Origin of the sequence: Pseudomonas sp. RW3S2, assembly GCF_014268955.1 — a bacterium.
GTDB classification, from domain to species: Bacteria; Pseudomonadota; Gammaproteobacteria; order Pseudomonadales; family Pseudomonadaceae; genus Aquipseudomonas; species Aquipseudomonas wayambapalatensis.
The window spans coordinates 314,211-328,373 of sequence record NZ_JABWRM010000001.1 but is presented as its reverse complement, the minus strand read 5'-3'; the positions used below and the strand labels follow the sequence as shown (position 1 = coordinate 328,373).

Annotated in this window: 11 protein-coding genes and 1 tRNA gene; 3 read left to right on the top strand and 9 right to left on the bottom strand. The window is 55.1% G+C overall.

Annotated features, from left to right (window positions below; genetic code table 11):
* Window positions 1-87 precede the first annotated feature (87 nt).
* From HU748_RS01555 to HU748_RS01545, 3 genes are all read right to left on the bottom strand, one after another.
* A complete protein-coding gene (locus tag HU748_RS01555) occupies window positions 88-1,299 on the bottom strand; it encodes an N-acetylmuramoyl-L-alanine amidase (protein ID WP_186718931.1) in 1,212 nt (403 codons plus the stop codon).
* A 399-nt stretch (window positions 1,300-1,698) separates the two neighbouring features.
* Window positions 1,699-2,541 (bottom strand): EAL domain-containing protein, encoded by an 843-nt coding sequence (locus HU748_RS01550; RefSeq protein ID WP_186718927.1) that lies wholly within the window; start codon window positions 2,539-2,541, stop codon window positions 1,699-1,701.
* 1 nt (window position 2,542) lies between these two features.
* Window positions 2,543-2,686: a hypothetical protein gene (locus HU748_RS01545; protein ID WP_186718925.1), complete on the bottom strand. Its 144-nt coding sequence runs from the start codon at window positions 2,684-2,686 to the stop codon at window positions 2,543-2,545.
* A 152-nt stretch (window positions 2,687-2,838) separates the two neighbouring features.
* Between HU748_RS01545 and HU748_RS01540 the strand changes: the two genes are divergently transcribed.
* On the top strand, window positions 2,839-3,192 hold the full coding sequence (locus HU748_RS01540; RefSeq protein ID WP_186667168.1) for a hypothetical protein: 354 nt from the start codon (window positions 2,839-2,841) through the stop codon (window positions 3,190-3,192).
* Between the two features lie 52 nt (window positions 3,193-3,244).
* Complete coding sequence (locus HU748_RS01535; RefSeq protein ID WP_186709577.1) at window positions 3,245-4,168, top strand: SH3 domain-containing protein; 924 nt, start codon at window positions 3,245-3,247, stop codon at window positions 4,166-4,168.
* A 4-nt stretch (window positions 4,169-4,172) separates the two neighbouring features.
* Here HU748_RS01535 and HU748_RS01530 read toward each other — a convergent pair whose 3' ends face one another.
* Both HU748_RS01530 and HU748_RS01525 read right to left on the bottom strand, forming a co-directional pair.
* Window positions 4,173-5,006: an OmpA family protein gene (locus HU748_RS01530; RefSeq protein WP_186667170.1), complete on the bottom strand. Its 834-nt coding sequence runs from the start codon at window positions 5,004-5,006 to the stop codon at window positions 4,173-4,175.
* A gap of 22 nt (window positions 5,007-5,028) precedes the next feature.
* The gene (locus HU748_RS01525) at window positions 5,029-9,006 is read right to left on the bottom strand and encodes a YadA-like family protein (RefSeq protein ID WP_238343261.1); all 3,978 of its coding nucleotides are present in this window, start codon (window positions 9,004-9,006) and stop codon (window positions 5,029-5,031) included.
* Window positions 9,007-10,227: 1,221 nt separating this feature from the next.
* Here HU748_RS01525 and HU748_RS01520 point away from each other — a divergent pair.
* On the top strand, window positions 10,228-11,169 hold the full coding sequence (locus HU748_RS01520; protein ID WP_186709583.1) for an AraC family transcriptional regulator: 942 nt from the start codon (window positions 10,228-10,230) through the stop codon (window positions 11,167-11,169).
* Window positions 11,170-11,714: 545 nt separating this feature from the next.
* Here HU748_RS01520 and HU748_RS01515 read toward each other — a convergent pair.
* From HU748_RS01515 to ybgF, 4 genes are all read right to left on the bottom strand, one after another.
* A tRNA-Lys gene (locus tag HU748_RS01515) sits at window positions 11,715-11,790 on the bottom strand.
* A 60-nt stretch (window positions 11,791-11,850) separates the two neighbouring features.
* Window positions 11,851-12,525, bottom strand: coding sequence for a 7-cyano-7-deazaguanine synthase QueC (gene queC, locus HU748_RS01510; protein ID WP_186667172.1), 675 nt, complete (start codon window positions 12,523-12,525; stop codon window positions 11,851-11,853).
* A 17-nt stretch (window positions 12,526-12,542) separates the two neighbouring features.
* On the bottom strand, window positions 12,543-13,190 hold the full coding sequence (gene queE / locus HU748_RS01505) for a 7-carboxy-7-deazaguanine synthase QueE (protein ID WP_186667173.1): 648 nt from the start codon (window positions 13,188-13,190) through the stop codon (window positions 12,543-12,545).
* A gap of 160 nt (window positions 13,191-13,350) precedes the next feature.
* Window positions 13,351-14,157, bottom strand: a complete 807-nt coding sequence (ybgF, locus tag HU748_RS01500) for a tol-pal system protein YbgF (protein ID WP_186667174.1) — start codon at window positions 14,155-14,157, stop codon at window positions 13,351-13,353.
* Window positions 14,158-14,163: the final 6 nt, after the last annotated feature.

The following is a 14,163-nucleotide window of genomic DNA, read 5'->3' as shown; positions in this document are numbered from 1 at the left end:
GATCCGTGAGCGGGTCGCAGGGTTCAGCCCTGGACCGTAAAGGCGCACAGTATACGCAAGCCCGCTGCGTTCTCGAAGCGGCCCGCTTCAGCCTTGGGCGCCAGGCTCGGCCAGGCGGTACGCGGCGAGCGCGGCCAGGTAGCTGCCATCGGGGGCGCGCCTGCGAAAGTGCTTGTCGAGCCCGGCGAAAATAGCTTCGGCGACCTTGCGCTGGTGACGAGGATCCTGCAGCCGCTGGCAATCCCGGGCATTGGACATGAAGCCAGTCTCCACCAGGATCGAAGGCACGCTGGGCGACTTGAGCACCGCGAAACCCGCCTGCTCCACCCGGGCCTGATGCAGACCGGCCACGCCTTCGAGCTGGCCAAGCACCGAATGCCCCAGGTCCAGGCTGGTGGAGATGGTCGCATTCATCGACATGTCCAGCAGCACACCTGCCACCACCGGGTCCTTGGGTGGCTTTTTCAACACGCTGGATACCCCGACGAAATCGGCATCGTTCTCGCGTTGTGCCATCCAGCGCGCCACTGTCGAAGTAGCACCATGCTCGGACAGGGCGAACACCGAGGCACCGGATGCGGTGCGCCTCGGCGCCGCGTCGGCATGCACGGAAATGAACAGGTCGGCGTTCAGCCGTTGGGCCATTTCGGCACGTTTGCGCAGCGGGATAAACACGTCCTGATTGCGCACCAGGCGCGCCTTGAAGCCCTTCTGCGCATCGATGCGTCGCGCCAGCAGGCGGGCGATGGCCAGTGCTACAAGCTTTTCCTGCTCACCGCCACTGCCGACGGCACCTGGGTCCTTGCCGCCGTGACCGGCGTCAATGACGATCAGCAGGTCACGCCCCTGCGGCGCTGCCATATTCCCGACAGCCTTGCCCGTCGGCACTGCGGCCGCAACTGGCAATCCGCCAAGACGCAGGGCCAACTGCCGACCGCGGGCGAGCGTCTGCAACTCGCCGGAAATTCCCGGTGAGCGTAGGTCCAGCACAATGCGCAAGCCGCCGTCTGCAGTCGCTGCGCTGCGAATTGCCTTGATCGGCGTGCCCTTGAGGGCCAGCCCATCAAGCGAAGTCGCCAGCCCCGCGCCTTGCAGATCAAGAACCAGTCGCGGTGGCGCTTCGAGGGTGAAGGTGCGAGCGGGTATCGGGCCACTGAGGTCCAGCAGCAGGGTCGTGCCCTCTGCCCCCTGGCGCAATACTGCACCGCGAACCTGCTCGGCGGTATTGGCCAGCACCAGGCGGCTGACAGGCAAGGTGCAGCCGGCAAACAGCAGCTGCAGGAAGGTGCGTCTGTCCATGGCGGAGGGCACTCGTGTCGACAAAAAGCTGATTACATTTAAGGTTATAACATAACATTTTAAGGTCATTTGCAAGGCTTTCCCGTTTGTCACGCTCACCGGATCTGCACGCGTTGGTTAAACCAGGTACGGACTACGGAGACACAGACGAAGAAGCGTCTCAAGACTTTCCATGAAGGCCCTAGGCTCTGTATGAAAACCCCTGATACTCGGTGATTCTGCGTTGAAAACAGCCTGGTGCGCCAGCCCGGTCGGAATGCTCATTTACAACCCGTAAAGTCGAGCGCGACCCCGGCCGCTCCTCGGCTGTTTTCGCCTTGCCTGACATTCCTCTCAAGGCTTTTCATACAGACCCTAGGGAAACGCCGTTGGGCCTGATCTGCTGAACCTAAACGTGGGCTAGGATCTTTGCAGACGTTTCAGCCATATAACCAGTGATTCCATCGACATGGGCTTGGCGCAGAAATAACCCTGGCCGTGATTGGCACCGAGCTCCAGCAGGAGCGAACGCTGCTCCTGAGTTTCGATGCCTTCGACGATCAGTTCCATTTGCAAGTCTTCTGCCAGCGTCAACGCATTGCGGACAATCGTACGCGCGCGAGGTGAACCTTCGAGCTGTCGAGTGAACTCCCCCGCCAACTTGAGTTCCTCGAACGGGATTTCGCTGAGCCGCCACAGCGAGGAGTACCCCGTGCCGAAGTCATCCATCGATAGGCGCACACCAATCGTCTTCAGGCACATGAGGCGCTGACGGATATCAGGCGCAAGAACAGCAGGTGCGTCCTCGGTGATCTCTAGGGTCACCGAGGATAGCGGCAACGGATGCTGCATCAGGCGCGTGATCAAGCGATCAAACAAAGCATGAGTGGCCAGTTGGTGCAGACTGAGGTTCAAGGAAAAACCCAGCTCCCAACCCTGCCGATGGAGTCTTATCTGGCAAGCCAGGCTCTGCTCCAGCAGCTCGCTGAACAAATCATCCAGCAACTGTTCGCGGGTCATCGTGGCTATAAATGCCGCTGGAGGCAGTAAGCCATACTGGGGATGCTGCCAGCGCGCAAGAACTTCCACGCTGTGCACCACCCGACTATGTAAATCGAACTTAGGCTGAGCATAGGCCCGGAATTCGCGACGGCATAGTCCCGCGCGGATGCCTACAGTATCAACGCACTGGGTCGCCGACATGAACAAAGAAGAACGCGTGGGTTCTCCGTCAGAGAGCAGAGTCGGAAGTGCGATGAACATTTCAAGTTCCTGCGTGGAGCCAGCCGAGAAGCTGATATTGATGATCAGCCTCGCCATCATACTTTTTCTTATATTCAACGACCACCCACTGCCAAAGCCAATACATGCCAGCAATGATAAAAAATTTGCCTGAAACGTCATCCACCAGAAAGTTCCAAGCCCCTCACTGTAAATACAAAAATAAACTTGCTTTTTACCTTGAGCTACTTTTGAATATTTTATGCGCTCCTTCGATCCCGTGTTTTTTGACAACTATTTAAACAGACTGTTGACAGACTTATCCAGGTAAGGGAACCCATGAAAAACTACGTACTTCTTCCATTAGTGGCCATACTGACGTTCGGCTGTGAAAGCTCAGATCGTGACCCGAAAGTGGATCAAGCAAAAATCTGCGTGGCCACGACTGATAAACAGGCTCTTGCGTGCACGGAGGGGCAGCTCTTCATGGCTAGAATTACTCAGCCAGACTTAACAACACGAGCATACAATGTCCTTAACTCTGTAGCACTGTATTGCAACACCAACTACCCGATATTTGAGAATCCTGCGGGTGTTGTTTGCATCATGACACACGCACGTATCAGTGCGTTGACAGGCATTCAGCGCGATAGCAAAGCACCTGAAAAATTCCCTTCATCGCACGAAAAATAAACCCCCAACACAAAAGACCATTTTTTAGTATCCACAAATATGAAATAACCTTATGAAATTTTTCGCCATCAGTACCTCCGCCTTAATTTATTTGATACTTCCCGACCACGCGCTAGCCGACTATAACAGAGGAGCGTCCGAATACCGTCTGAAAAACTTTGCTTCCGCGATTTATGAGTGGCGGCAATCTGCCGAAGAAGGCGAAGTTCGGTCCCAGCTTCGACTAGCACAAATGTACGAACGGGGACAAGGTGTACCACGCCAGTTTGATCTGGCGAAAAAGTGGTACTCCCTTGCGGCTCATGGTGGTGACGTTGAAGCGCAAAGATATGTGGCAAAAATCTATCTACAGGGCCTCGATGGGCAGGAGCCAGACCCTTGGCAGGCTGCGAGGTGGCTGCAGCGTGCGGTTGACTCGGGCGATGCCGAATCAGCTTTCTTGCTTGGCCATCTCTACTACGCTGGCGCTGGCGTCGCAAGGGATTTACCTAAAGCAATCTTTTATTATCGATTTGCGGCACAAAACAGGATCGCCGCAGCGCAAAATAACTTGGGCAGTCTCTATGAATCCGGAAATGGTCTAGATAAAAACGATACGCTAGCTGCACAGTGGTATTTGCGAGCGGCTCGTGCTCGGGATTCTTATGGTCAAAACAATATGGGAAGAATGTACGCTTTAGGAAAGGGCGTTCCGCAAGACTACGCCTGGGCGATTTTCTGGTTTGCCATGTCAGCTTCTCAAGGGAACACTGAAGCTCAAAAAAACATAGAGACTTACCTCGCACACCTTCCACGTCAGCAAGTGACCACCGAAACTGCAAATATCCGATTGGGCAACTCGACGGCCTATAAGGTAATTGCACAAGTGATGCGAGGTCAGACTCTTCCGGTTTTGGGCGAGGGACAGGGGTGGACGCAGGTCTATCTTGAATCGAGCCAGCAACTGGGGTGGGTCTCCTCGTCACTGCTGGATTAATGACTTATTGGATTGTTAAAGGGGTGTGCGATCTTCGCGCCCTATGACCCGTTATTTGAATATCGACTCGACGATTTGGCGCGAGGCAGGCACGCTGCCCCCCTATCGAAGCGGCCTCTGAACACTGCTGGACAGGCCGGCGCTCTCCTTCCCCCCATGATGAGATTCGATCCTCACGAATGCCACGCTTGATCAGTGCACGACGTACAGTTACGGCCCGACGCTCCGAGAGTAACTGGTTATAGGTTTCATCTCCTAGTCGATCCGCATGCCCGATAACGACGACCGATGATCCGTCCGCCATCCCTTGTAAGACCCACGATGCGACCTCATCGATTTCGCGCTCGCCTTGCGGGCTAAGCGCGTCACTATCGAAGTCAAATAAAGCATCGGCGCTGACCGAGACACGCGTATCCTCGGACGTTTCTTCCGCGAGTGATCGCGCGCACTCGCCCTCCTTCCAGTATCGCCCATCCACGAGCATATCATCATCAAAATGCAGCTGATATTGGCAGGTTCGATAACGCCCCAAGTGATCGGGCATATGGAATATGAAGTTCCACTCATGTTCTCCAAACATGCCTTCATCAAAATGAGGGCGACCCAGTAAATCATAGACCTGGTCTTTGCTCATGCCGTCACGCAGTGTTCGAAGGTTAGCCAAATTGGGATAACTACCTTGCGTTTGCCAAGCACTCTTCATATCGGGAAAGACGATGGCCTTTTTTTGAGGAGAGACCGACTCTTGCTCTTGCTGTTGAATCGTTGAGCAGCCGACGGTGGCCCACCCCAGCATCACCAGGGTGGTTGCGTAACGAATATGCCGTTGAATCGACATGGTTTAGGGCCCCTTGTCTCGATTACCAGTGGAAGCCGACGCCTACAGCCGCGCCTGCGTGGTTTTGCGTATCTCCCGTGAGGTTTAAACGCGTCGTCCACCGACCGTTATCCGATAGCCAGGAAAAGCCGACAGCGACTGCCGATTCTCCCTGATACGTTCCCCCGCCCACGGCGATCATGCTTTTACCCGCGATAGTTGCTTGAGGAATGGCAGCCGCAGCCAGGGCGCTTGCCGTACCGGCATTGGCCTGATCTTTGACATCGTCGATCTTTCTTCCAAGCCCATCGATCTGGCGACGATAATTTTGATCCATCGCCCTGAGCTGCCCTACATTGGCCGCGTCCGTATCGGCCTCGCCCGACGCGACGTTATGGACCCGCGTCGGCGAGCCCGCTTGACCCATCGTGACCGAGCTATAGTTGACACTGCCATCTACGTGACGGTCGTAATTCACCGCCCCGGCCTGCACCGAGCTCAATTGGCGAACATTGACTGCATCGGTTGCCTCGGTACCGCCGGCCACATTAGTAATCTGACGCTCTTTATTCTCGCTGCCGACTGAAACCGCGCCCTGAGTCGATGCAACGCTATGGCCGGAAAAGGCTTCCTCAGCACCGTTCATGCCTGCGCGGGTGGCGCGTGAGCCTGCTCCAAGCGCGATACTGCCTTCTGCCTCGGCGACCGCACCGTTACCCATAGCAACGCTGTTGTCACCATTGGCGACGCTACTGGGCCCTGAGGCAACACTATTCGCGCCGTTGGCCTGCGCGGCTGGGCCATCGGCGTTCGCTCTAAAATAACGGCTGCCACCTTGGTTGATATCAGTAATGGCGTTCTGCATTTCCCAAAGCTGACTGCCATTGACGGCCTCGCGGCTGTTTTCGGCAATGTCGCCAGCGGCTAAATTACCGATGGTTGTTCCGCCTTCTCCCTTGAGTTCGACAGAGCTGTAATCGACGCTACCATCTTCATTGGTGCTGTACTGCACGGCCTGGTCACCCAGGCGCTCGATGTCTCCACTCAAGTTGGTGATGTTACCCTCGACGCTGGTGACACGCCCATCGAGCGCTGTGATATCAGTTTGTGCCCTGAAAACATCATCCTGTACGGCTGCCACAGCCTGATTGGTTGCATATAGCTGGCTTCCATTCACGGCGTCTGTGCTTTCGGAAGTCACGCGCCCAGCGGCAATATTTGTCAGCGTCCGCTCTTTTCCCGCAGAGCCCAAACTCACGTTTCCGACCGGTGCCGAGCCAGCATAAGTGTACATTTGCCCTGCAATCATGCTGCCTTCCGTCGCGATCGCTTCCTCTGAGATCGAGTCCGCGCCCAAAGCAATGCCATTGCTGGTGCCTACTGTTGCTCCTCTACCGATGGCAATCGCGTTTTCGGCTCTGGCCTGGGCGTCGACACCGACGGCAATCGCGCCGCGGCCGGTAGCTCCGTTGTTATCGTAGTTACCGCCTTCTTCTCCACCATCATTGACGCTGTAATAGCGCGTACGATTGCGATCGAAGTAAGCCAGATTTACGGCGTCCCCCCGCGCAGTAGGATCGCCAAGATTGGAGATAGTTTGACCATTCATATCGATCCCATCGGCGTTGATACTAAGGCCTCCGGGTAGGGTCACACTATCGAGCTCTAAGTTCCGATTGAGCCTGATGGCAACCTGTCCGTCGTTATCATCACCAACTTGTTCAACACTCAGGTTGTTGTCACCTGTGAAGGCAACGCTTCCGTTCGGACCGATGTTAGCGGCGTTACCATAGTCATCTGTAACGTTCCAACCTGCATTCGCCGCATTACTAGTCTTGGCCAATGCGGCATCGATGGTGTCTTCACCCGTGCCCCCCAAGTTAGAAGTGATAATTTCACCCGTGTTCGGATCGATGGTCGTATTGCCACCAATGATGTCCCCGACATTGGCGGCGTGGCGGAATAGCTGGCTTCCATTGATGGCCTCGGTGCTGTTTGCATTGACTACCCCATCCCGCAATGCGGTAATGGTGCTTCCTCCCATATCAATGCCATCGGCAGCAACGGTTACCGCGCTGAGCGGATTGCCCTCCCCATCGACTTCCGCAGACGCTACGGTCAGGCCAGTTTGAGTCAATGCGCTCCCACCGCGACCCTCGCCACCGCTCACATTGACGCCAGCGCTGGTGACTACCGTTGTGCTAGTGACATCGCCACTGTCACTAATAGCGGTTACCTCCAAGCCGGCATCATCCAGTCGGCTATTGCCGGTCGTGACGCTGTTGAGGTCAAGATTGCGATTGAGTCGGATGGCGACCTGACCCCTATCGTCCTCGCCAGTTTGCGTCACCTCAAGATTATCGTCGCCGGAGAAAGTCACGCCGCCATTCGGACCGATGTTGGCGGTATTACCCTCAGCATCGCTCAAGTTCCAGCCGGCGTTGGCAGCGGTATTGATAGCGCCAATCGCACCATTGATAGTGTCTTCGCCAGTTCCACCCAGGTTCGACGTGGAGATCTCGCCCGAGTCCGGATTGATCGTCGTGTTGCCACCGATGATGTTGCCTAGGTTGCTGGCCTGTCCGAATAGCTGGCTTCCGTTGATGGCATCGGTGCTATCCGCATTGACGGCACCGTCACCCAACGCGGTTATGGTGTTGCCGCCCATATCGATACCGCTGGCGTCGATAGAAGGTCCACCACCATTGATCGACAGACTATCGATGGAGATGTCTGGGGCGGTCGCGATAGTGATATTGGCGCCGTCTTGGGTAAGTTCGATATTGGCGCCGTCGAGAAAACGTACAGCCTCACCTGGTGCAACATTACTTGTGCTGCTCCCGTTCACACCGAGATTAAAGCCTTGACTCGCGTAATCCGCTTTCTCGTTGACGGCGGAGAGCTGGGAAACGTTGACGGCATCAGTATCTGCCGACCCTGCCGCAACGTTGGTGATACGCCGCTCACTGTCGGCTGCACCGACTGAAACCTCCCCCACCGGTGCCGTTCCTGCGACCTCGATGGTATTACCAGCGGCATCCAGCGGCTGGAAGGGTGAATCCCCGAGGGTGTTGCCGTTGGCGATGGAGTTCGAACCTAGTACTACGCTGTTCGCCACCGTGACTGAAGCATTGTTCCCCAGTATGAAAGCGTCGGCGACATTGATGGGGGTATCTTCGGTGCCATTACTGTTGCCGATGATGCGGCTACCCGTAGCGTTATCGCCGAGAAAGTTTCCATTACCGAAAATACCGGCATCATCGGCGGCGATGGCCGCGCTGGGACTGCCGTTATCATTACCTAGCGTATAGGTCCCATTACCCGTTACATAGCTGGGGTCACCGATTGCACCTGAACGCTCCCCGATAACTTGGTTACCGGTGCCAATACTCAAAGAGCCCTGGCCCGCAACGATGGAAAAATAACCCAGTGAAATCGCGTCAGCAGCTGTCGCGATAGAGCCATAGCCTACAGCTATGGACCTGGCGCCTTGAGATGAGGATGAGCCACCTATGGCAAGGGAATTCTCACCATCGGCTACTGCGCCTGAACCGAACGCAGAGCTGCCCACAGCGCGCGCACGAGCACCACTACCCATAGCGGTCGTCGATAGCTGACTTGCCAGCGATTCAGAGCCGAATGCTGAAGATCCCTCTCCACTAGCCGTCGCGTTGTTTCCAACTGCCGACGCATCAGTTGCAGTGGCGCTCGCATTACTGCCTACGGCCAACGCGAAATCAGCTGCAGTGTCATTGCCATCGCCGTCTCGCATACCGACGGTTGCACCATGGCCAAAAGCCGAAGAGCCTTCCCCAATGACCAGAGCATTATTACCTACAGCAGTCGACAAATGGCTAGTTGCTTCCGAATTGCTGCCAGCCGCCAGGGAATAACTTCCACTGGCGTTCGAGCCTGTGCCGAAGGCAGACGAGGCTTCACCACTTGCCGCTGAGAGGTTTCCAACTGCCATGGCATAGTCTGCCGAAGCATTAGCAGAGTTTCCGTAAGCGATGGCATCCATCCCTACCGCGCTCGATGCTCGCCCTATAGAGATAGCTGAGTAGTTGTCGGAGCCCGACGCCATGGCGCCATCACCTAAGGCAATATCGCCATTGAACGTGGCTGCCGAGTTTGCTCCCAAAGCTATCGATTGGCTGCCTGAGGCTGCCGCATTGTTTCCCGCGGCGAATGAGTCGGGGCCACTCGCGTTTGAGCTATAGCCCAATCCAATTGAGCGATCTGCAGTCGCTTGAGAATAAGAACCGAGAGACAGAGCCATGACACCGGAGGCATTGGCTCTATCGCCAAGCGCACTCCCCCCCCTCACTGAAGCACTTGCCAGACGCCCTATCGCAACCGTATTAGCGGCGGATGCCATGGATCCAGACCCGAATGCAAAAGCGTTATCAGCTGTGGCTTGTGTACCAGAACCGATGGCCAATGAAAAAGATCCCGTTGATCGCGTGTTGACACCTAGACTGATGGCAGAACCACCCGAAGCGCCGGAGCCACTACCGATAGCAATGGCATTATCATTACAACCCGTAGCACTACTACCGATAGCGATCCTCGTAGGTGATCCATTACAGTCGTCCCCCCCGCCTGCTTCATACGCAGATGAGGAGTCCGGCATGCCACATAATAAAGGAAGATAGATACCCACTGCTGCCACCCTACATTTGCTTGTAGAGCGCCGCGACACGGCATGCTCGGACGTAACAACAAGTCGCCCCAATGCAGTACTCCACACGACTCGAAAAATATGATTCATGGTCCCTCCAGACTTGGACAACGGGGCGGAAATTCTTAAGACTTTAGATGCACCTGAATTAAACCCTTGCTCACCTTCCAGCCACAGCAATAATCCACCACTCAGCCGCCAGACTGAACTCGGAGACAAGTTTGCCACTTACGCAACAATAAGGTAGGGTTTGTACAGCAGCATTCTGCACCCTGTTCTAAATATTTTTTTTCCAGAGCTGATAAAAAATTTGCCTATTATGACCTTCATCAAGAGGTCGGTACCTTGGTACAGTTCCTCTGTAGCGGCCAACAGTGCTAAGCGCTTTGAGCTCATGGGCTAGTAGGCTTGGAGGAAATCGAAGGCAGTTAAGCGAGCAGTGTTTTGAAGGCCGTGGCGCCAAGATAGACTGGTGTGCTGCCCTATCGAGCTGATGCACTGGTATCAAATTTGAGAGTTGGCAGGCTTGGCTGACAGGTTTGGATTTCGGAGGGGCGTGTGATGGTAGGTCTTATAGATGAAAAAAAAATCGACCTTTTGCTTTCGAAAGTCAATAATTACATCGACAGCCAGGGCAGCGGCGAAGGTATTTTCCCAACACGCATTGATGGCTTTAACCTCCACCGCACTTTTGCAAAAGTTATGCCGGTAAGCCAAGTTTATCGACCCCAACTTTGTGTGGTGCTACAAGGCTCTAAACAGATTCTCTTTGGAGAAAACATGCTCGACTATCATGCGCTGGAGTGCCTGGTCGTCAGTATGGAGTTACCCGCTAGCGGACGAATTGCCGAAGCGACACCGAGCTTGCCATTCATCGGCATAACCCTGGATATTGATAAAGACGACGTTGCCGAAGTCGTGGCGAAATTCGATGCAGTATCTTCTTCTTGTGACCCCGTCGAATCGTGTGCATTCGTTGTCAAGCTTGATGATATGTTTTTAGATTGTTTGCTGCGCCTGATAAATTTATTGGATCGCCCCAGTTCACTTCCGATTCTTTATCCTTCACTGATGAAAGAGTTATATTGCTGGTTCCTAGACGGAGCCTACGCTAGTGAGTTCTGTAAGCTCGCTATACCAGACAGCCAAATGCAGCGCCTCACAAAAGCCATCGAGTTTTTGAGAGAAAACTTTAATAAAAAGCTTTCAATTAAACAGTTGGCCGAAGTGGCAAAGATGAGCCCCTCTTCTTTTCGCAAAAACTTCAAAGCTGCGACATCGACGACTTCTCTACAGTACCAGAAAAATTTACGCCTTTTGGAGGCGCGACGCCTAATGGTATCTGAGTCCAAAAGTGTGGCAGAGGCAGCTTATGAAGTAGGTTATGAAAGCCCTTCACAGTTCAGTCGAGAATACTTGCGAACATTTAATATAAACCCTAAACGTGACGCCATGAATCTAAAAGACCTACACAGTAAGTATGCCGGCCGAAAAGCGCGATAACCGTTTGGCGCCACGAAAAAACCGCCATGAAAATTATAGAAAACGAGCGATATAACTATTAATTTCAGAATACAAAGAGCCACTGACCGCCTGTACTATCGATACGTGAAAACACTATCGCGCCCAATGAATGCAACCTATCCGATGCACTGGCCGAATTCACTAATCGAGTGTTTTTATTGAGGACGTCGACCTAAACGCCCACGCATGCTGCTTCAATATCAGACGTTGCAACCTGTACAATTTTATGTGTCGCGCACAGCTTGGAAACTCGTTGCCATGAAAACGCTCTTCGACAACGTAAAGAAGCGCTGCATGCGATGAAGAAAGGAGAGCCCGAAGCCCCAACGGTCTATCGGCAGTCATTTGAGTTGTGACGGGTCAAGTATGCACTATGCCTTTGACTTTTTGACCCATAAACAAAAAAGCCCACCGAAAGCGGCAGGCTATTTCATATAAAGTCACGCTGAAGCATCACTTCATATGGATGACAGAAAGTGACTGCTAAGCACGCTTTCCTAGTACATCGTGTATTTCTCTGAATATGGTGGGTCGTGTAGGATTCGAACCTACGACCAATTGGTTAAAAGCCAACTGCTCTACCAACTGAGCTAACGACCCGTTGGATGGCGCGTATACTACTGATTTCTCAGAGAAAATCAACACCCCATCGCATTATTTTCAAAAATAACGTGTTGGATCAGCGATCCCGGCAGCCTTGAAGCCTTCAGCACGCAGGCGGCAGCTATCGCACTTGCCGCAGGCACGGCCATCGTCGTCGGCCTGGTAACAGGATACTGTGAGGCTGTAGTCCACCCCACGGGCAATACCGGCCTCGACGATTTGCGCCTTGCTCAGGTTCTGCAGTGGCGCCTGGATGCGGAACCCCTGACCTTCCACCCCCGCCTTGGTAGCCAGGTTGGCCATGCGCTCGAAGGCCTCGACGAACTCCGGGCGGCAATCGGGGTAACCCGAATAATCAACAGCGTTGACGCCAATGAAGATGTCACGAGCTTGCAGCACTTCTGCCCAGCCCAGCGCCAACGACAGGAATACGGTATTGCGCGCCGGTACGTAGGTGACCGGAATACCCTCGGTAGGTGCTTCAGGCACATCGATACTGCTGTCGGTCAGAGCCGAACCGCCAATACCATCGAGGTTCAAGCCAATGACCTTGTGCTCGACCACGCCCAGATCGCGAGCCACCCGCGCAGCTGCGTTGAGCTCAGCGCGATGGCGCTGGCCGTAATCGAAGCTCATAGTGTAGCAACTGTAGCCCTCGGCCTTGGCCATGGCGACCACAGTGGCCGAGTCCAGACCGCCAGACAGCAGGATTACCGCACGTTTTTCAGTCATGTCATTCACTCTCTTGATCAGCGGCCCGGTTCGTCGTTCCACAGCAACTTGTGCAGTTGCAGTTGGAAGCGCACGGGCAGGTTGTCGGCGACGATCCAGTCGGCCAGGTCGCTGGCGCTCACCTGATGGTGGCTGGGCGAGAACAGGACTTCACCTGCCCGTTCTTCGAGGTTGTACTGGATCAGCTTGGACACTGCCCAGTCGTAGTCCTCACGAGAGCAGATGACGAACTTGACCTGATCATTGCTCGTCAGGTGTTCGATGTTCTCGTAGCGGTTACGGTGAACCTCTTCCGAACCTGGGGTCTTGAGGTCGACCACGCGACTGACCCGCGTGTCCACCCGCGAGATGTCGAGCGCGCCGCTGGTCTCCAGCGAAACCTCATAGCCCGCATCGCACAGGCGCTCAAGCAAAGGCAATACGTTGGGCTGGGCCAACGGTTCGCCGCCAGTGACGCAGACATAGCGCGGGCGAAAACCTGCAACCTGCTCGAGAATGTCGTCGAGGGTACGCAGTGTGCCGCCACTGAACGCGTAGGCACTGTCGCAGTACTGGCAGCGCAGGGGGCAACCGGTCAGGCGCACGAACACGGTGGGCAAGCCAGCCGTTCGCGTTTCACCCTGTAACGAGTAAAAGACTTCGGTGATACGTAATGTGTCTTGCATGGTCGCCACGGGCGTGACAGCTATACAGGCTGACCGCCTCCGTCAGGCACTGCTGCAGACTCGACATAGCGTTATCCGCAGCAGCGTGTTTACGAAAAAAGGGCAGAGATTCTAACGAAAAAACCCGCGCCAGGCGCGGGTTTCTTTCAAGCGATGCAGTTTAGAGCTTCTGCAGGTCTCGCTGGGCCAGTTGCGCGGCAGAGGTGCCGGGGTACTGGGTGATGACCTGCTGCAGGATACCCTTGACCTTGTCGGTGTGGCCCATGCGACGTTCGACATCGGCCAACTTGTACAACGAGTCAGGCACCTTGCTGTGCTTGGGGTACAACTGGCTGACCTTGGCGAAGGCCTGACCGGCACCTTGCAGGTCGCCTTTGGCGAGGTTGACCTCACCCAGCCAGTACTGCGCGTTGCCGGCGTACTGGCTGTTGGGGTACTTACGCAGGAAGGCACTGAAGGCCTGGCTGGCCTTGTCGAAGTCTTTCTGTTTGATCAGATCGAAAGCAGCATCGTAGAACAGCTTTTCTTTCGCCGGATCGGCCGGTTCGCCACTGGCGGCCGGTTGCTGCGCAGCGCTTGCGCCTGCAGCGGCACCTGCGGCGTCGGATGCGCCACCGGTGGAGGAATTATCGGGTGTAGCGGCTGGCGCGGCACCACTGTTGATACGGCGGTCCAGATCCTGGTAACGCTCCAGGTTTTCCTGCTTCATGCGCGACACATCGTTCTGCAACTCTTCGATGATGCCTTGCTGACGGGAAATCTGGTCCTGCATCTGTTGCAGTTGCATGAACAACTGACCCTGCGCAGAAGCAGGGGCCGAAGCCCCTGCCCCGGCATAGGCGCCGCTCGTGCCATAACCCGAAGGCGGATAGCTGCCTCCGTTGTCATCAACTACAGGAACCGCAGCCCACGCAGAAAGCGGCAGGCTGAGGGCGAGGACGGTTACAACACGACGGCACATACGCATAAGAAC